Genomic DNA, 19,594 nt, shown 5'->3' with positions numbered 1-19,594 from the left:
CCTAAAGCAAGATAAATACGATGATTGAGATATAAAAAAAGCCTCACAACTTTACGTCGTGAGACTTTGTATCATGCGACTTGCCATTCACTGCCATTTATTTATTAGGGGCAGGTGTGGTACGTAGATAGGGCTTAATTTCTGTATGGCCTTTTGGATAGTTGGCAGGGATGTCTTCGTTTTTGACACTTGGCGGGATGATCACATCGTCGCCATCTTTCCAGTCGACTGGTGTGGCAACATTATATTCATCAGACAACTGTAGCGCATCGATGACCCGAACGATCTCATCAAAGTTACGACCACAGCTGGCTGGATAGGTCAGGGTCAGACGTACTTTTTTGTTTGGATCAATGATAAACACGCTGCGAACTGTCGCGGTGTTATCAGCATTTGGGTGAATCATGTCATACAAATCCGCAACCGTGCGATCAGAGTCTGCAATGATAGGGAATTTCACCGCAGCGCCTTGTGTCTCTTCGATGTCGCTGACCCAGCCTTTGTGATCTTCTAAGCCGTCCACTGACAAAGCAATCGGCTTGACATTGCGTTTTTGGAACTCACCGCCCAATGCAGCGGTGCGGCCAAGCTCAGTGGTACAAACTGGTGTATAGTCGGCAGGATGCGAAAACAATACCACCCAGCTATCACCCGACCAATCATAAAAATTAATATCACCCTCTGTGGTGGTTGCATCAAAGTTTGGTGCGGTGTCGCCTAAACGTAAATGTGCCATACTAAATTCCTTATTTATATGAATGATGAGCGCCGATCTTACTGTCTTATGCGCCCTATTATTATAAACCGATTATTGCAATGTGCGAGACGGTTTGATCATTTGCTTATCCCGTCTAGTGCATCAATAAAAACTCACTTTATAGTACCAAACTGGTTATGAATGTCTTGTGAAGGATTGTAATGCGTTTATTCCATTTATCACTAAATAAACCAGTATATAGGTAGCATAGCGCATTGAACTACCATGCCTGTATCCCACAAGCAAAATTCATAAAAACCCACCCCTAGCGCACTAGAGATGGGTCAGTATAAAAGGACAATGATTTGACGTTAAGCCCTAAGGGCAAGCTCAAAGGCTATGCATTAAGCTGGCTTATAACTGTCGCGTAAGCTGACAATTTGGTTAAATACCGGCTTGTCACTGGTGTGCTCTTCGCTATCGGCGATGAAGTAGCCTTCACGCTCAAACTGAAAGCGCGTGCCAGCATCTGCGTTGGCAAGTGAGGGCTCAACCACTGCTGCAAGCTCAGTCAATGAATTGGGATTGAGTACTTGATGCACATCACTGGCACTACCTGGGTCCTCGACACTAAATAACTGCTCATACATACGCACGGTCGCAGGCACGCCAAGGCTGGCTGATACCCAATGAATCACGCCTTTGACTTTGCGGCCTTCAGGGTTGTTGCCCAATGTCGCAGGATCAATCGTCGCTTTTAGCTCGGTCACATTGCCAGCATCGTCAGTAATGTGTTCAGTCACGGCCAGCACATAAGTGTTACGCAGGCGGATTTCTGGCTTTGCTGGTGACAGGCGCTTATAACCGGCTGGCGGCTCAATCTCATAGTCGCCTTGGTCGATATAAAGGGTTTCGGTAAATGGAATCTCACGCTCACCCATATCGATGTTGGGATGTTTTGGCTGCTTGAGCCATAGAGTCTGAGCGTCTTCATCCCAGCGCGCATTGACGCTATCGGCCTTTTGTGACTCCCAGCTGCTGACCGCATCGCTAAAGTTAGTAATCGTCACTTTTAACGGCTTAAGCACCGCCATGCCGCGCGCGGTCGTCGTCTCGAGTGATTGACGAATGCTGAATTCTAATAGACGAAAATCAACAACGCTGTCGACTTTGGTCACGCCAACGCGCTCACAAAAATCGCGCAAACCTTCTGGCGTATAACCACGGCGGCGCATGCCTGCGATGGTCGGCATACGCGGGTCATCCCAGCCGCTCACCACCCCTTCATCGACCAACTGTTTGAGCTTGCGCTTACTGGTCATGGTGTGGTCGACATTTAAGCGACTAAACTCATACTGATGCGGCGGCACTTCAAAGCCGATTTTTTCTACCGTCCAATCATAAAACGGACGATGGTCTTCAAACTCCAGTGTACACAACGAATGAGTAATACCTTCGAGCGCATCAGAGAGCGGATGGGCAAAGTCATACATCGGATAGATGCACCATTTATCGCCGGTTTGATGATGCGCTTGGTGCATGACGCGGTAGATGACAGGGTCACGCATGTTCATGTTTGGGCTGGCCATATCAATCTTGGCACGTAGCACCGCTTCGCCTTCGGCAAACTTGCCGTCTTTCATCTCATTAAAGCGCGCTAAGTTTTCTGCGACACTGGCATCACGTTGCGGTGATGGCGTACCTGCCTCATTAAATGAGCCGCGGTTGTCGCGGATTTGTTCAGGCGACTGCAAATCCACATAAGCGTCGCCCTGCTCGATAAGCTGCACCGCCCACGCATAGAGCTGATCAAAATAACCTGAGGCATGATGCGCCTCGCCTGCCCACTCAAACCCAAGCCATTTGACATCGTTTTCGATATTGTCGATGAAGTCTTGTTTTTCTGCCGTTGGGTTGGTGTCATCAAAACGCAAATTACAGACCCCGCCAAACTCCTCAGCAATACCAAAGTTTAGACAGATTGATTTGACATGACCCAAGTGCAAATAGCCGTTTGGTTCAGGGGGAAATCTCGTTACGATTTGGGGGTATTTTTGCGCCTTAATATCATCACGAATGATATTACGAATAAAGTCGTTTTTTTGTGCATTATTGCTTGAGTGCTCACTCATTACTCATTGCTCCTAGCGCAAGTATTCAGCGCGTGTTACCACGCTCAAAAATGATAAATTAAAAAAGACTGATAAAAGATAACGTTGCGTTATTCTATCAGCTTTTGCAAAGGCATTAACAGCCTGATACATGACAGACGACAAAAAAGCCGTTAGACTAGCCATAACTTTTTAACCACCCACTTTTAACCACCACTTGACAGCGTCATTTAAGGCGCTGCAATCAAAAAAGGAATATCACATGGTAGACATGCCGCCAGTAGTACAACTAGACACCAATATGGGTGCGATCGTCATCGAACTCAACGAAGAAAAAGCACCAAAAACCGTAGAAAACTTCTTAAACTACGTAAAATCTGGCCATTATGACGGCACAATTTTTCATCGCATCATCGATGGCTTTATGATTCAAGGCGGCGGTATGGACGCTGAGATGAATGAAAAATCAACCAATGCTCCTATCGAAAACGAAGCGGACAATGGCCTAAAGAATGACAAAGGCACTATCGCCATGGCGCGTACGCAAGATCCGCATTCAGCGACCAGCCAATTCTTTATCAATGTCAAAGACAATGACTTCCTCAACCACTCTGGCAAAAACATGCAAGGCTGGGGTTATACAGTATTTGGTAAAGTCACCAGCGGTATGGATGTCATCGACAAAATGCGCGGCGTACCAACCGGTCGCTTCGGCATGCATGCTGATGTGCCAAAAGAGCCTGTCGTTATCAACTCTGCGACCATCGTTTCTCAGTAGGTCGTGATAAGTAAGTGTTACTGATAGTCTGACAATAGATGACAAGGATTATGATAAATGCAAACGTTTAATCATCTGATAACGACCCGCCCACATGAGGTGCGGCAAGTATTCATCAGCGATTTGCATTTATCGCCAGAGGAGCCTGCCTTAGTGCAGGCTTTTTTGGCGCTACTTGATGACTGTCTGGCCCTGCCCGTCCTCAAACGCTTATTTATCTTAGGCGATTGGTTTGAGGTCTGGATCGGTGATGACGCTTATTTGACGCTGTCAGATGATGCGCGCCAAACCCACTGGCTCACCCCGCTTATCGCTAAATTAAAACAACTGCGTATCAAGGGCTGTGAGATATTGGTGATGCATGGCAATCGTGATTTTCTGCTAGGTCAGCCGTTTTGCAACCTGTTTGGCGGGGAGCTGATTGATGAGCCGTATAGCTTAGCTGTGGGACAGCAACACTACCGTCTCGAGCATGGCGACGCGCTCTGTACCGATGATAAAAAATATCAGTTTTTTCGTAAAATCATGCGCAACCGTCTAACCCAGTGGTATCTGCTCAATAAATCCCTAGAAAAACGCTTGGCTATCGCGGAAAAAATGCGCCAAAAAAGCCAACAAAACAATGCTAACAAAGCCGCTCACATTATGGATGTCAACGATGAGGCGGTAATACAAGCCGTGGCTAATAGCGATGCGCTGCTACATGGCCATACCCATCGTCCAGATATCCATCAAGCAACGACAGATAAAAAACGCTACGTGCTGGGTGATTGGCGGCTGCTAAATAAAGATACCCGTAAAACAACCGTCAGTGCAGTGATTGGTGTGATTATCACTAATGCACACTCAGATAGCAATAAAGCTAACTTTGAACTGGTTGAACTTAAATTACAGGTCTAGCTTCTTTTTTAGGTAGTGGTTTGAAAAGTATGCTGAGGTGAAATAAAAAAGACAGCTTGAGAAAAAGATGCTAATTTGAGGTTATGAAGACACAAATTACAATCAGATGCCCAAGCTGTCTGGGTTTAAGTATAAAGAAAAAATGGCTGGAAAATCTATGGTAAACAGAATTATCGATGCAAAGACTGCCATCGGCAATTCATCCATGAGATGGATTTAAGCTACCAAGGATGCAAAATCGAAATCAATGCCAAGATACGTTTGATGCTAGTTCGAGGCTGTAGTGTTGCTGACATTGTTGTCATTGAGAAAGTTAGCAAGTACAAAGTATTAAGCGTTTTGGTCAATTCAAACCATGATATAAAACCCAAACAACGATATTATCGAAAACTGCAAGTTGATGAGTTTTGGACGTATGTGGGGCGTAAGAAGAACAAGGTATGGCTAGTCTATGCATACGACTCAGATACCAGTGAGATTGTTGCCTTCGTATGGGGTAAACGTAATCTAAAGACGGCTAGAGAGCTAAGAGCCAAGCTTGATGCGTTGTGCATTGACTTTGGCTATATCTGCTGTGATAACTGGGATAGCTTTTTAATCGCCTTTGATTTTGACTTTAAACAAGTAGGTAAACGCCATACGGTTGATATTGAAGGCAACAACAATCGCTTTAGGCAAAGGCTTAGGCGTGTATTCCGAAAGACGTGTTGTTTTTCTAAGAAATTAGAAAATCATTTTAAAGCATTCGATTTACTGTTTCACTATGTCAATTATGGCTGGGTATAGTGAGCATTCTTTTTATACCACAGCCAATTATCGTTTTGCTTGAAAAGATTGTTAACTTATATTCATTGTAATATAGTTTGAATCGTATCTTTTTCCACACTGACGACACCCTGCACCTGCCTAAAATCCTTGATCGCTTGGTTCATATCTGTGCCCGCCGGCAAGCGAATCGCCATGCCATTAAGGATTTTGTAATCATAAACAATCGTGGCTTGATGGTCGGCAACGGCTTTTAGCAAGGCTTGTTTGCCGATGCTGGGATTGTACATGATAATTAAGGTTTGGCTTACCGTTTGTTCGAGCGTCGAGTTTGGCGTAGGTTTTGGAATTGGCATGACAGTTGACTGACAAGCAGCCAAAAGCAAGGGGATAGATACACAAACGAGCGCAAATTTTTTCATGATAAATCCTTTTTTTTACTTTTGATACCTGTCTAGTATAGCCTATAGTTAGCAACAATCCCAGTTTCAGCATACTTTTCAAACCACTACCCTTTTTTATAAACCAAATGATGTCATAAAATAAGGGTCCGCTAACTATTTAGCAGACCCTTTATAATTGACTATTCACTTATTAAGTGCAAGCTCATTACTTATCGAGCTTAACTTATCAATCTTATTAAGGCATCAGTTTAAAAAAGTGCTGACGATAATGCTTTAGCTCACGAATAGAATCACGGATATCATCTAACGCAAGATGGCTGCCGCCCTTTTCAAAGTTTTTTAAGATATCAGGGCGCCAGCGAAAGCACAGCTCTTTAATCGATGACACGTCAAGGTTGCGATAATGAAAGAACCGCTCCAGCTCTGGCATTTGTCGCGCCAAAAAGCGACGATCTTGACAGATCGAGTTACCGCACATCGGCGACTTACCGCTATCGACCCACTTATTCAAAAATTTAATGGTTTCCGCTTCAGCCTCTGCCAGCGTCACCTTACTACGGCGCACCCGATCGATCAGACCTGACTGACCATGTTGCTTGGTGTTCCAGTCATCCATTTTGTTTAATACCTGATCGGATACTTTAATCGCAAACACCGGCCCTTCTGCAAGGACGTTTAAATCTTCGTCAGTCACGACAGTGGCAATCTCGATAATCTCATCGTTTAAGGTATCAAGTCCGGTCATTTCTAAGTCAATCCACACCAGCCCTTTTTTGCCTTGATTTTTGATCTTAATTTTATTGGGATGGTCGCCGGTAGTCATAAAATATCCTATGGTCAATAATGTTTGGAGCAAGTTTTTATATAAAAAGTGCCGTTCTATCTACAGTGACAAGATGAGGGCATGGGATTTAACAGTGCCAAATCAGCCCTGATATTACAAAACCACTATCTGCCACAGACGGTTTAGGCTGTATGTTAGCAAATTTTCACGCTACACTTAGCAATATTTTTATAATAGGTCAAAACCATGGCATTAATACGGCAACGCAAACTGACTAAACAACAGATTCGTCGCATTGACAAACAGCAGCTCGACAGTCAAGACAGCCTCGATGACAGTTTGATGGATGGCGTGGTCATGGCGCATTATGGCAAGCAGCTAGAGGTACAAATCACCAGCTTGCCTGCGGTGCTACCGGTGCAGCCAGAGATTGCGCCTGATGATCCTGAGCCATTTTGGCAAGCGCTGGAGTTGGGCGATATATGGCGCTGTCATGTGCGTACTAACCTGCCTATGCTGGCGGCAGGCGACCACGTACGCTGGACAGCTGACCCCAATACCGGCTTTGGCCGGATCGAGTCGGTCAAACCGCGTACCTCTCTTGTCTCACGCCCAGATCGGTATCATAAGCTCAAACCTGTCGCTGCCAATATCGATATCTTGGCGATCGTGTTTGCGCCACTACCAGCGGCGGCGGCGTCCCTGATCGATCGCTATTTGGTGGTCTGTCATCACGCGGGCGTCAAGCCGCTATTGGTATTGAACAAAGCCGACCTACTCGCGCAAGAAGACGGCGTCGATACCAGAGAGCTTTTGACTCAATACGCGGCCCTTGGTTACGAGAGCGTACTGACGTCGGTTGACTGTCCTGAAAACATCGCCGCTAGCGACGCCCAAACAGGTCTTGATGAGCTCAAGCGTCATATAGATAAAAAGCTGGTGATTTTTGCTGGACAATCTGGCGTCGGTAAAAGCAGTCTTATCAATGCGCTGTTGCCTGAGTCAGGGCAAATGGTCAACGTCATCTCCGAAAACTCGAAACTTGGCCAGCATACCACCACCACCAGTCGTTTATTGCCGTTTAATCCAGACGATCTTACCCAAGGCGGCATCGTCGATACGCCTGGTATTCGCGAATATGGTATCTGGCATTTAGATCCTGACGATATTATTTCAGGTTTTATTGAGCTTGCGCCGCTTGCCGGTGACTGTAAGTTTCGTGATTGCAAACATACTCATAACAGCAAAGGCTGTGCGTTATGGCAAGCGGTAGCTGATGGTGATGTGCTACAGCGCCGAGTCGAAAACCTGGTGACCTTGAGCGAAGAGGCTGATACCAAGCCCTATTAACAACGCTATGTATCAAATCAGCATTATTAAAACGTAGGTTGCTCATCATACATTTACTATAGATGACCTAATCGGTATAATAGCGCCTTGTTCAAAATCATTGAGCTATCTTCTGGGCTTAATAGAACACTTATTTTTTGGAGGTATGGTTTGGATCGTGCGCTAGAATTTGTGGGCAACCACCCGTTTTTGTTTGGTATATTAGCCGTACTTGCTGTACTGTTTTTTACCATCGAAAACAAACGTAGTGGTAGAAAAATATCGCCCAACACGCTTGGTATGATGGTGAACTCGCAAAACGCGCAGCTGATCGATATTCGCGCCAAAAAGAAATTTTTGACCGGCTATATTCAAGGCAGCCGCAACATACCTTTTACTGAGCTAAAAGATCGCCTAGAAGAAATCCGCGCCATCCAGCAGCCAGTGGTCATCATCTGCGACATGGGCGTACAGGCAGGCGCAGCCATTCAAATGATTGGCAAAGATGACGTTTATCGCTTAGAAGGTGGCATTGGCGGCTGGCAGGCAGCTGGTATGCCACTCGTTGGTCTAAAAGATGCTAAGTCAAAAACCAAAGGCAAGGCCAAGCCGTCATTGCACAAATAGCTGGTGCTGCATTATTTAGTATCAGTAACCATCAAAAAGACACCTCATTTAGGTGTCTTTTTTTATGTGGTATATAGTCGATGCACTCTAAAAAGAATATAGCGCTACTGGGATGCTATTTTTAAACATAGGTTGCGCAGCCTCTGGGAACGCAGCACGCAAGTAAAATTTTAGCGGCCTTGCTGGTTAATAAACACATGACTTTTTTATTTAGAATCGATTATAGTTATATCGCTGCAGCGCCTTTTTGGCCCATCCCGCTTGAATTTGCCTGACACATCCCCACTGTACTAATAAGCCCGACCCAATACCTCGCACGTTTACTTGTGAGTAACTGATAATCATCATTTTTATCACATGATTTTTTATCGTATTTTTTATAATCACTAGGGTCTGTTAAGCATTCCACTTTTTATTCATATTTTTTATGCGTAGTTTTTTATAATAAAGTCATTACTGACGACCATACTGACCAATAAGGATTTATCATGACTGTATCTGTCAAAGTTTATACCACGCCTATCTGCCCGTACTGCTCTAACGCCAAACAACTACTAAAAACCAAAGGCGTCGATTATGAAGAAATCGGTATGCACGATATGACGAGCGAAGAGCGCCGCGCGTTGATGCAAAAGACCAATAACTATCGCACCGTGCCACAAATTTTTGTGGGTGATACCTTTGTCGGCGGTTTCGATGAGCTCAATCAACTGAACCAACAAGGCAAGCTTGACGAGCTATTGGCTGGTTAATTTACAAGTTTTTTGCAACCTTGTTTTGCGGTTTGTCATCAGCTGTGTAATGATAAGCAGCGGCAAAATAAAACACGGTGTTATGCAATGCGTGTGATAAAACGGCGAGATTGGTCTTTTTGATTCAATCTTGGCTACTATTACCATAAGGCTTTTATGACGAAGCTTTTGTTATAGTATTTTTAATCATAGTGTTTTTAATCATAGTATTTTTAATCATAACTTGCCCAATCATTTGATCTAATTTTAGAGGAATTATCATGGCTGAAGAACAAGCACAACCACAATTGGCACTAGAGCGCATTTATGTAAAAGACATGTCACTTGAGGTGCCAGGCGCGAGCGTATTTACCAAAGAGTGGAACCCAGAGCTTGACATCAATCTCTCTAGCAACGCAGAAAAGCTAGACGACGATCATTATCAAATCGTCTTGACCGTCAGCGTGACTGCAAAAAATGCAGGCGAAGCTGCATTTATCGCTGAGGTGCATCAAGCGGGTATTTTCTTATTAAAAGACATTCCAGAAGACCAAATTGGTCAAATTCTAGGCGCTTATTGCCCAAATGTGCTATTCCCCTATGCACGCGAAGTCATCAGCGACATCGTCACACGTGGTAGCTTCCCGCAGTTACTGCTCGCTCCTGTAAACTTTGACCAAGCCTACGCACAAAGCCAGCAGCAAGCACAAGTTGATGCGCAAGGTAATGCATAAGCAGTAAGCTGCTAAAGCAGAAAGCTGTTGTGCAAAATGCGTATTAAAAGCCGCTTACTTATCATAGGTAAGCGGTTTTTTTATGAGTATGGTTGTGTGGGGGCAGGGTTGTACGGGCATGGCTATATGAATGCTTATCAGCCACAAAAAAACCCTGCTAAGAAACAGGGCTTTCAATCACGGCATCGGTTATCTTATAACAAGATTACCCCTTTAGCGCCGTTAAGATTTGTTGTTTGACATCATCAATCGCTTGCGTGCCGTCAAACTTATCGTAGTTCGGCGCATCACCACCTTCAGCCGCTTTGTTTTGATAAAAATCTACCAGCGCTGAGGTTTGCTGATGATACGTCGCTAGACGATCACGAATGGTCGACTCTTGATCGTCCTCACGCTGGATCAGCGCTTCACCCGTTACATCATCGATACCTTCGACCTTTGGCGGATTGTGATCGACGTGGTAAACACGGCCTGAGCCTGGGTGCTGGCGACGGCCAGACAAACGCTTGACGATTTCGTCATCAGGTACGCTGATTTCGATGACATGGTCGATTGCAACATCCGCATCAGCCAGCGCTTGCGCTTGTGGAATCGTACGTGGAAAACCATCTAAGATACAACCATTGGCACAGTCAGGCTTGGCGATACGTTCTTTCACTAGGTTAATGATAAGGTCGTCAGATACCAAACCACCAGCATTCATAATGTCTTTGGCTTGTTTGCCAAGCTCACTGCCTTCTTTGATTGCTGCTCGCAACATATCGCCAGTCGAGATCTGCGGAATATCATACTCTTTAGAAATAAACTGGGCTTGGGTACCTTTACCGGCGCCTGGTGGACCTAGCAAAATAATACGCATCATTACACGACTCTCCTTAATAGGTAGGATTTTGGGACTAATAAATACTTAGGGATTGGTTGGTTGCTAAGCTACCTTACCTTGTGGCTTGACAAAGCTCAAGTATTTTCACTATCTGCAGTAAAAAGTCGCAATGACTTCTCTGTTCATATAATGCAGTTGCGCGCTGCTGTGACGACGACAGCGCGCTTACTGAGTGGGTAGTAGTCGCTACTAACAACCGTTATAAATACTAGGGAATTTGTTGATTGATTTCAACATTGACCTGATTTTGATCGGCACTAATGACCACAGGGTTGCCAGACAAGTCGCCTGACTCAGCCGTCGCGGTGCCGCTATGACTGATACGAGCGATCACTGCCAGCTGTACCTTGTCTGCACGCGCCGATTGCAAGGTGCGTTCAGGCATCATCGCATCGAGATCGCTTAGACTGATAGTGGCCTCGCCTTGTTTGATCACGCTGATCGGTAAGCGCTTGGCGGCAAATGGCGGTCCACCGTTGACATCACGTATCGCCACAAAAAGTACATCGTCTGCCTTGACAAGTGGCAACAGGCTGGCGCTGATTCTAATGCTTACCTCTACCCCTTCTGAGGCTTGCTGCTGCTGCGCGCTGACATTGGCGCTGAGCTCATCTAGGCTGGCTAAGGCTTTTGTATGGTCGCCAGGTTTGGCTGCGATACTGCTCCGCAGACGTTTAATCCAGCCTTGCGCCTCCTCAAAGTTATTACTACGCGCCTCACCCATGGCCATCAGCATTTGCGCGCCTTCGTGGCGTGGGTTTTTGGCCAGCACGTCCTGCAAGACGCGGCGACTGGTGGCGTCTAGTTGGCCTTTATTGGCAAAGAAGTTGATCTGTGCATAGGTCGTCGCAATCTCCTCGTTATCAGGCGATAAGCGATAAGCACGTGATAATGCCTCTAGCGCCGAGTCTGTCGCTTCTAATGACAAAAACAGCTCAGATAAACGCATCCAGCGATTGGGGTCATCAGCATGACGATAGACATTGGTCTGCATCGCACTGATAAGCTGCTGGCCGTTTTCGATTGCCCATACAGGTGGCTGATCGATTTTGCCAGTCAACAAGTCATCAGCGACTTTTCCGACCTTGTCTTCGGCCGTCCACAGCTCAAACACAGGCGTTCGGTCACCCACCATCAAATACGCCAGCGCAGCCAATACAGGTACCCAAACCATGAGGATCAGGCGGCTTTTGATACCAGGGGTGACCATCGGCGTGACTTCACGCTGGGCATCCAATAGTTGCCGCTCAAGCTCGAGCTTTTGGTTTTGGTAGTGAGCATCATCGATGGTGCCACTGTCTTTGTCTGTTTTTAGCTCTGCCAGACGCTCGCGAAACACCGCCACGTTGATATCTAGTAGCTGGTTGTCCACAGAAGTGCCTGATGTACGCGTGGCGCGCAGCCATGGCATGATGGCAATAACAGCAAGGAGTAAGGCAATCAGTAAGCTTAGAGCAATAAATAAGCCAGCAGTAGAGAATATGGTCATTTTTTGTCCTCGGGGCTTGTGGTGTCATGAGCGTCATTATCGGCGCTATTGGCACGCGATAGCAGACGATCAAGTTCGGCTTTTTCGGCGACAGTCAGCTCCGAGGCGGTATTATCTACCGTCACTCTACTCTGACCGCTCGCTACCAGCTGACGGCGACGGCTTTGCCAAAACCACCCTATCAATAATACAATCAGTAGCAATGGCGGAAAAAACCATAAAATCCATGTCGATGGACGTACAGGTGGCTTGTAGCTGATAAAATCGCCGTAGCGCTCTTGCATATAAGCGCGAATCTCACCATCACTACGACCGTCTTTTACCATATCGTAGGTTTTTTGCTTTAAATCTTGAGCGATCGGTGCATCAGAGCCGGCCAAGTTTTGGTTTTGACATTTCGGGCAACGCAGCTCTTCGATTAGCCCTCGGTATTGGGCTTCTTGTTGTACAGAGTCAAAATCATATACCTCTATCGCCGCGTAACTTACGCTACTGAGCAAGCACGCTAGGACAACGCCTGCTAGCTTCAGTATCAGGGTAGATAAGTGATTGGCCATCATTTACATGCCTCCGCAACTTGAGCTGGATCTGGGCTGATGTTTTTATCATTGGCGTCATTGAGCACCATAAGACAAGGGGTGATACGGCTTTGCCAATTGCTCTCGTTTACCTCCCCAATAATATGCTGGCGAATAACACCCTTCCCATCGACCACAAAGGTCTCAGGCGCACCGGTCAACCCCAAATCCAAAGCAAATTGACCAGATAAATCTTGAATAGACATCAAAAACGGATCGCCGCCGCGGTTGAGATAGCTGAGCGCATCACCGATATCGTCTTTGTAGTTGACGCCCACCAAGTTGACACCGCGCTCCTCTAGCTGCATCAAAAAAGGATGCTCGATAATACAAGTGGGACACCAAGAGCCCCAAACGTTGAGCAAAAACGGCTGATCGGGCAAATTGTCGTTGGTCATGATACGGCTGGTGTCTGACAATAATGGCAACTCAAAAGGCGGCACCGGACGCTCAAGCGCCGTATTGGTCACGATATCTGTGGGCTTACCCAGACGCATATACAGCATAACGAGTAAGCCGATAAACACAATCAGCGGAATCAAGAACCATACTTTTAGCTGCTTTTTGTTCATGGTTTTAGACCCCTGTACAGAGGTTTTTTGGGTGCTATTTTCAGAGGAATGATTGGATGAGCTCATGTGTTTACGCCCCTCTCTTTGGTGCTGGTGTGTCCAAGTCGGCAACCGTGGCAAAGCCTGATTTTTTGGCAGCGACTTGCGCAGGTGTCTTGTCCTTATTAAAACGATAACGCTTATCAAGCATACTGAGCAGCGCACCTAACGCCATGATGATTGCGCCTAGCCATATCCAGCGAATCAGTGGCTTCACATAGATACGAATTGCCCATTCGTTACTGTCAGCGGCGATAGGCTCACCAAGCGCCACATAGACGTCACGCATGAGGCTAGCATCAACGGCAGCTTCGGTCATTGGCATCATACTGATGATATAGTTACGTTTTTCAGGATACAAAGTTGTGACATCGCGCCCATCTTTGCTGACCAATACTTCAGCTTGAGTAGCATCAAAGTTGCTGCCTTTGACTTCGCGAAAGTCCTTAACCGTAAAGTCATAGCCTTGGACATGGACGCTCTCGTTTGGCCCTAGTGCCACATCACGTTCGATGCTGAGCGTGCTGGTAAAGGCCACACCAATGACAGCAATGATGACACCAATATGCGCGGTTTGTTGCCCCCAATAGCTCAGACGCAGCTGGCGCAGCCCCTGTAGACGACTCGGGGCGTTTTTGGTTTTATCCTTGAAATCAACGACCATCCAAAACAACACCCAAAAACTAATCGCCAATGTCACGCCAATATTGAGCATGGCAGAGGGGCTAGCAAAGTAGGTGATAATCGCAGCCAGTACCAGACTACTTGCGGCAATCACCATGCCAGCGCCCAAGAGCGGACGGCTGTCTTTTTTCCAGCGAATGTTTGAGCCCATACCCATCGCGATGAGCAGCAGCCACGTCAGTGGCACAAACAGCGCGTTGAAGTACGGAGGGCCGACAGAGACCTGACCGAAGTTAAAGGAGTCAGCGATAATCGGATATAGCGTACCCAGCAATACCACCAAGGTAGCAATTAAAATAATAACGTTGTTAATCACCAAAAACGACTCTCGTGAGATCAGCTGATACTGACTCTCAACCGTCAAGCGCCAACCGCGCACCGCAAACATCAACAGGCCGCCGCCCACAACGATACCAAGAATCATCAAAACCACCAGCCCGCGCGTGGGGTCGGCAGCAAATGAGTGCACGGAGGTAATCACCCCTGAGCGCACCAAAAAAGTACCAAGCAAGCTCAGCGCAAAGGCAAAAATAGCCAGCATGATCGTCCAAGCCTTAAAGACCCCGCGTTTTTCGGTCACCGCCAGCGAATGCAGCAAAGCCGTACCAGCCAGCCACGGCATGAGTGAGGCGTTTTCTACAGGATCCCAAAACCACCAGCCGCCCCAGCCAAGCTCATAATACGCCCACCAAGAGCCAAGAGCGATACCAACGGTCAAAAACCCCCAAGCCGCTAGCGCCCATGGACGCGACCAACGTGTCCATACTGCATCCAAACGCCCTTCCCACAATGCCGCCATACAAAAAGCAAATGGCACCGCTAAGCCCACATAGCCCATATACAGCATCGGTGGGTGAATGATCAGCCCAAAATCCTGCAAAAGTGGGTTGAGATCTACCCCATCTACGGGCAGATTGGGCAAGGTACGATCAAATGGCGACGAGGTAAAAATCAGCATCGCTAGCATCATGACCTGCACACCGGCCAATATCACGAGTACCCGCGCGCGCATCGACAACGGCAAGCCACGGCTAAAGTAGGAGACCAATGCACACCACGTGGCCATGATGGTCATCCACAACAAGAGTGAGCCTTCGTGTCCGCCCCATGTCGCCGAGAGTTTATAGTACCAAGGCAACAAAGTATTAGAGTGCTGCGTGACATAGACGAGACTAAAGTCATTGAAATAAAAGCCTGCCATCAATGCAACAAATGAAAAAATCATGGCAGCAAACTGTGCCCACGCGAGACTGGGCGCGAGACGCTGCCAAGCAACGTGATCGCGCATGACGCCAACGGTTGGTAATACCACCTGCAAAATCGCCAATATAAAGGCGGCCAGCAAGGCAAAATAACCCAATTCTGTGATTAACATACGGTCTAACCTTGTTTACCTTGGATACAATTAAGGATTCGCCAATAGCCTTTTGGCCACTGGCAAACACGAAATAGTCCTTTATGCGGTCATAGTTTACGGTTAAAAACGGCGGTTTTAATGGCTATAGAAGCTGTAAAACTCGCTACTATTGTCGTGATGTATCAATGGGAACCATTGATACAAAAAACGTATCTGCTATTTATACTTATACTCAGCGATGCGCCCATGACAGATCACTGTACTGAAGGAAAAAACACCAAGACCAAATGCAGCCAGCCTGCCAAAAACCCTGTCAAACCACCAAGGATGATCAGCGTCATCTCGTCCTCTTTAAAGGCAGGACGCAGCAGGTTTTGAAACTCACTTGGCGTCAGCGCCCGAATCCGATCGCGAAACATCCCAAATATTTTACTGGCACGGCTCTCATTGAGCTCAGGGTCACGCAGCGGCACCATCGTGGCCACGATTGACTTATCAATAATGGTGTTTTTTAGCTGACCATACTCACGGCGGCCCAGCCCGACACGCAATGTGGTACTGATCACAGGCGACTCTAACACCTGATACAAATGCGACTTCATCAAGTCACGCGTCTGCGGCGCGCGCGCGCCATACATCATCTCATTCATGATGTTTTCTAACGTCACCAAGTCTCGCACCACAATCTCAGCAAACACCTCAGAGACCTCTTCTTGCCGCTTCATAAAACCGCCCTGCAAACGGTACTGGGCAATGTGCGGCATTTGCGGCTGAATAAACGGAAAGCGGCGCCGAACTGTAAAAAACTTCACATAAGGTATAAAACGCGGCTCAACGGGATTAAACACCATCCAAATCGCAATCCAATTGGTCAAAAAGCCCCAAATCGCCGCAAAAAACGGTACGGTCCAATGCTGCGGCACCACCAAAAAGATAAACATCTGGATAATACCAAAGACCAGCCCAATCAAAGCACTGATATGCCAGATAAAATCTATCTCTTTTTGGCCAACTTTCAAAAACATATTGACCATCAAGCGGCGATCACTCTCCATTTTATTGACAATCATCTGACGCATATCGACGAGATCTTCGACATGGTACGTCAAATCCGTCACCAAGGACTGCATGATGCTTGGCAGCTCTTTGTGCGCTTGGGCATAGACGCGGCGCTTGACAGCATATGGCAAGTTGCCCCATAAGGCTGGCGAATGATCGAGCATAATCTCATCAATCAACACCTCAAGGTTTTTATCGACCGTCTCCGTGATAAAGACCGCCATCTGCTCAGGCTCCATCGCCTGAAAAAATTCATCAAGCGACCCAAGCTTTGATAATGTCTGATCGACGATAACACCCGATATCTTACCGGCTTTACGCGGCACGATACCCTGCCAGCCAATACCTGGCAAACCAAAAAACGGAAAGTTTGGGATACGAATACCCCAAAACTTAATCGGATAAAACAGCATTTTGAGCGCCATCCACACGTGTGCCCAAGTGACAAAAGCGGTCACCGGCGGAATGGTTAGCATGGCAAAAAACTCTGGATGCTCAGCGATTGTCTGCCACAATGAAGTTACGTCCATGACTTATCTGGTTCCTGACAGGTTGATTGTCGGTGCTAGTAAATGAGCGTTAGCAAACTTCGAGCGCGGCAAAAAGACGCGCGGCCATCATAACGACTATAAAACAAATTGCCTGATTTTAGCATACTTGCCATTTATTAGCACACGTCGCAGCGCGCAAGTTGTGACTCATCTGACAAATAACGGTGAGCCACTGCCAGCGCTGATAAGCCCATCCAACATAGCAATCGCGCCCTTTAGATCGTGTCTACTGATATTCACTTTATATGGACCTGATGATGGTGGTCGGCCAGATAGCGCCTGATAGCAGATAATCGTGACAAACACGCTGACGAGTACTGCGCCCGTGCATGGCTTCTGTTATAATTTGTCCACCAACCGCATAAGATATCAGCCAGTCAGTTGCTAAGATGTCTTTTTGAGCAAAGACCATCTATGTGATTGAAACCCTTTGCATTATCCTTTATTCTTACCGCGCTTTGGCAAACCTGTCTATTTGTTTGCTTGTTTTTTGTTATCCATGTTTTTCTGACTCAGCTTTATTGACTCGCTGACCGTTTGGGCTTTGATTTTTATGAATAAACCGCTGACTCCCAATACCGAACAGGTCAATCGTATTTTTACCAATCGCATTATCATCTTTGGCGCTATTATACTTCTAGGCTTGGGTGGTCTGATACTGCGTTATGGCTATCTGCAGGTCTATGCACATGATAAATATACGACGCAAGCGGACAATAACCGTATCAAGCTGATCTCAGCGCCGCCAAGCCGCGGCTATATCTATGATCGCAACGGCATTATCTTGGCGGACAATCAACCTGTCTTTACCGCGATGCTCAGCCCTGATGAGGTCGAAAACCCTGAGCGCACCTTAAACTTGCTGGCGCCTATTTTTGATCTGACAGAGACGGACGTCACCGATATTTTGGCGCGTCTGAATAAAGCCAAAAACGATCCAGTCACCATCAAGATTGACCTAACCGAAGCGCAGGTGGCGCAGTTTAGCGAGCGTAAACCGTTTTTTCGGGGCGTGACGATTCGGAGTAAGCTGACCCGCTCCTACCCTTATGATGAGCTATTTGCCCATGTCATTGGCTATGTTGGCCGTATCAATGATAAAGAAACCAAGCGTATCGACAAGGATCGTTATGCAGGCACTGACCTCATCGGTAAAATCGGTATCGAAGATTATTATGAAGATATCCTCTTAGGGCAGCCAGGCTATCAATCGGTTGAGACCGACGCACACGGCAATATCATCCGCCAACTAGACACCAAACCACCGATCGCGGGTAACGACATCACTTTGAGCTTGGATTATGGCCTACAAAAAGTCGCCCAGCAGCAGCTAGATGGCCGCCGCGGTGCCATTGTGGCTATTGACCCCAAAACAGGCGACGTACTGGCGTTTGTGAGTAACCCAAGCTACGATCCCAATCCCTTTATCTCTGGTATCTCCTTTAAAGATTATGGCGACCTGCGTGATGACCCAGATCAGCCGCTGTACAACCGTGCGCTGCAGGGCATGTATCCCCCTGCCTCTACCATCAAGCCCTTTGAAGGCTTGGGCGCGCTGCATTATGGCCTACGGGAGTGGGAGACCTCTATCTATGACCCAGGGTATTTTAGCTTGCCAGGCGACAGTCACCGTTTTCGTGACTGGAAACGCGGTGGTCATGGCTCAGTCGACCTCAAAAAATCGGTGGTGATGTCGGTGGACACTTATTACTATAAACTCGCCTATGAGATGGGTATTCAGCGCCTGCATGACTGGATGGTGCGCTTTGGTTTTGGAGAGCAGACGGGTATTGACTTGCCGCATGAGCGTTCAGGTATCATGCCATCGCCGAAGTGGAAAAAAGAAACTTATGATAAAGACTGGCTACCGGGTGAAACCATCTCAGTCAGTATCGGTCAAGGGTATTTTTTGGCGACGCCGCTACAGGTAGCCAACGCCACCGCCATGACGGCCAGTAAAGGGCAACATATCACCCCGCATCTACTCAAAAGTAGCGACGGCGCAGCGGATGTAAAGATCATCAGCAAACCGGATGGCAAAATCGACTACAATGGCAAGCCCTCAGACTGGCTACGCATGCATGACGCGATGGAGAGCGTGATAAAAAATGGTACCGGACGCCGTATTTATACCTCCAAATATCGCATCGCAGGCAAGACGGGTACCGCCCAGGTCAAGTCCATCGCCCAAGGCAAACGCTATGATAAGTCTGCACTCGATAAGCGCCACTGGGACCACGCGTGGTTTAGTGGCTTTGCCCCTGTCGATGACCCACAAATCGCGCTGGCGGTGCTGGTCGAAAACGGTGGCGGCGGTAGTACCGTTGCCGCCCCAATTGGCCGCGCGCTCTTTGATTATTGGGTACTGCAGCGGCACGATGACCCTATCTTGCCACCGACAGCAGACGAACTAAAAGCCATTAAACGTCAAAAAGCGTTTGACAAAGCCATGCGTGATGCGCTGCGTGATAAAGAAGAAAACGCACAAGCTGAGCAAACTGCCAATGCAGCGGCACAATAGG

At 47.2% G+C, this 19,594-nt stretch carries 17 protein-coding genes and 1 pseudogene; 8 read left to right on the top strand and 10 right to left on the bottom strand.

Translation table 11 applies throughout. The features are described 5' to 3' along the window. Positions 1–97: 97 nt before the first annotated feature. Positions 98–736 (bottom strand): peroxiredoxin, encoded by a 639-nt coding sequence (locus tag JMX98_RS03080; protein ID WP_201584647.1) that lies wholly within the window; start codon positions 734–736, stop codon positions 98–100. A 365-nt stretch (positions 737–1,101) separates the two neighbouring features. Next, positions 1,102–2,829, bottom strand: coding sequence for a glutamine--tRNA ligase/YqeY domain fusion protein (locus JMX98_RS03075; RefSeq protein WP_198336608.1), 1,728 nt, complete (start codon positions 2,827–2,829; stop codon positions 1,102–1,104). A gap of 241 nt (positions 2,830–3,070) precedes the next feature. Between JMX98_RS03075 and JMX98_RS03070 the strand changes: the two genes are divergently transcribed. The 3 genes and pseudogenes from JMX98_RS03070 to JMX98_RS03060 all read left to right on the top strand — a co-directional run bounded on the left by JMX98_RS03070 (position 3,071) and on the right by JMX98_RS03060 (position 5,272). Beyond that, positions 3,071–3,586, top strand: coding sequence for a peptidylprolyl isomerase (locus tag JMX98_RS03070; protein WP_201584645.1), 516 nt, complete (start codon positions 3,071–3,073; stop codon positions 3,584–3,586). A 57-nt stretch (positions 3,587–3,643) separates the two neighbouring features. Beyond that, positions 3,644–4,486, top strand: a complete 843-nt coding sequence (locus JMX98_RS03065) for a UDP-2,3-diacylglucosamine diphosphatase (protein ID WP_201584641.1) — start codon at positions 3,644–3,646, stop codon at positions 4,484–4,486. Between the two features lie 83 nt (positions 4,487–4,569). Then, positions 4,570–5,272, top strand: a pseudogene (locus tag JMX98_RS03060) (IS1 family transposase). A 62-nt stretch (positions 5,273–5,334) separates the two neighbouring features. Here JMX98_RS03060 and JMX98_RS03055 read toward each other — a convergent pair. Both JMX98_RS03055 and orn read right to left on the bottom strand, forming a co-directional pair. Beyond that, a complete protein-coding gene (locus tag JMX98_RS03055) occupies positions 5,335–5,673 on the bottom strand; it encodes a hypothetical protein (protein WP_201584634.1) in 339 nt (112 codons plus the stop codon). Between the two features lie 217 nt (positions 5,674–5,890). After that, on the bottom strand, positions 5,891–6,478 hold the full coding sequence (orn, locus tag JMX98_RS03050; protein WP_075100646.1) for an oligoribonuclease: 588 nt from the start codon (positions 6,476–6,478) through the stop codon (positions 5,891–5,893). Positions 6,479–6,685: 207 nt separating this feature from the next. Between orn and rsgA the strand changes: the two genes are divergently transcribed. The 4 genes from rsgA (at position 6,686) to secB (ending at position 9,860) form a co-directional block, all read left to right on the top strand. Next, on the top strand, positions 6,686–7,789 hold the full coding sequence (rsgA, locus tag JMX98_RS03045) for a ribosome small subunit-dependent GTPase A (protein WP_201584631.1): 1,104 nt from the start codon (positions 6,686–6,688) through the stop codon (positions 7,787–7,789). Positions 7,790–7,939: 150 nt separating this feature from the next. Beyond that, positions 7,940–8,395 carry a rhodanese-like domain-containing protein gene (locus tag JMX98_RS03040; protein WP_093068718.1) on the top strand — a complete coding sequence of 152 codons (456 nt, stop codon included), beginning with the start codon at positions 7,940–7,942 and terminating at the stop codon, positions 8,393–8,395. A 488-nt stretch (positions 8,396–8,883) separates the two neighbouring features. Continuing rightward, entirely contained in the window at positions 8,884–9,147 is a 264-nt protein-coding gene (grxC, locus tag JMX98_RS03035) for a glutaredoxin 3 (protein WP_075100643.1), read from the top strand. 260 nt (positions 9,148–9,407) lie between these two features. Next, on the top strand, positions 9,408–9,860 hold the full coding sequence (gene secB, locus JMX98_RS03030; RefSeq protein WP_075100642.1) for a protein-export chaperone SecB: 453 nt from the start codon (positions 9,408–9,410) through the stop codon (positions 9,858–9,860). A gap of 205 nt (positions 9,861–10,065) precedes the next feature. Here the strand turns inward: secB and adk are convergent, their stop codons facing one another. From adk to JMX98_RS03000, 6 genes are all read right to left on the bottom strand, one after another. After that, complete coding sequence (gene adk / locus JMX98_RS03025; RefSeq protein WP_172953130.1) at positions 10,066–10,719, bottom strand: adenylate kinase; 654 nt, start codon at positions 10,717–10,719, stop codon at positions 10,066–10,068. Between the two features lie 232 nt (positions 10,720–10,951). Beyond that, positions 10,952–12,232 (bottom strand): c-type cytochrome biogenesis protein CcmI, encoded by a 1,281-nt coding sequence (gene ccmI / locus JMX98_RS03020; RefSeq protein ID WP_201584628.1) that lies wholly within the window; start codon positions 12,230–12,232, stop codon positions 10,952–10,954. Further along, complete coding sequence (locus JMX98_RS03015; RefSeq protein WP_413786504.1) at positions 12,229–12,792, bottom strand: cytochrome c-type biogenesis protein; 564 nt, start codon at positions 12,790–12,792, stop codon at positions 12,229–12,231. Before JMX98_RS03015 ends, ccmI begins: the two co-directional genes overlap by 4 nt. Then, positions 12,789–13,448: a DsbE family thiol:disulfide interchange protein gene (locus JMX98_RS03010; protein ID WP_201584625.1), complete on the bottom strand. Its 660-nt coding sequence runs from the start codon at positions 13,446–13,448 to the stop codon at positions 12,789–12,791. Before JMX98_RS03010 ends, JMX98_RS03015 begins: the two co-directional genes overlap by 4 nt. A 4-nt stretch (positions 13,449–13,452) precedes the next feature. After that, positions 13,453–15,480, bottom strand: a complete 2,028-nt coding sequence (locus JMX98_RS03005; RefSeq protein ID WP_201584622.1) for a heme lyase CcmF/NrfE family subunit — start codon at positions 15,478–15,480, stop codon at positions 13,453–13,455. 236 nt (positions 15,481–15,716) lie between these two features. Further along, complete coding sequence (locus JMX98_RS03000) at positions 15,717–17,051, bottom strand: hypothetical protein (RefSeq protein ID WP_201584619.1); 1,335 nt, start codon at positions 17,049–17,051, stop codon at positions 15,717–15,719. Between the two features lie 574 nt (positions 17,052–17,625). On the opposite strand from JMX98_RS03000, the gene mrdA reads away from it, so the two are divergent. Beyond that, entirely contained in the window at positions 17,626–19,593 is a 1,968-nt protein-coding gene (mrdA, locus tag JMX98_RS02995; protein ID WP_201584616.1) for a penicillin-binding protein 2, read from the top strand. Position 19,594 lies beyond the last annotated feature (1 nt).

The organism is Psychrobacter sp. HII-4, from assembly GCF_904846595.1.
Lineage (GTDB): Bacteria > Pseudomonadota > Gammaproteobacteria > Pseudomonadales > Moraxellaceae > Psychrobacter > Psychrobacter celer.
This window is presented reverse-complemented; position numbering and strand designations above follow the sequence as displayed.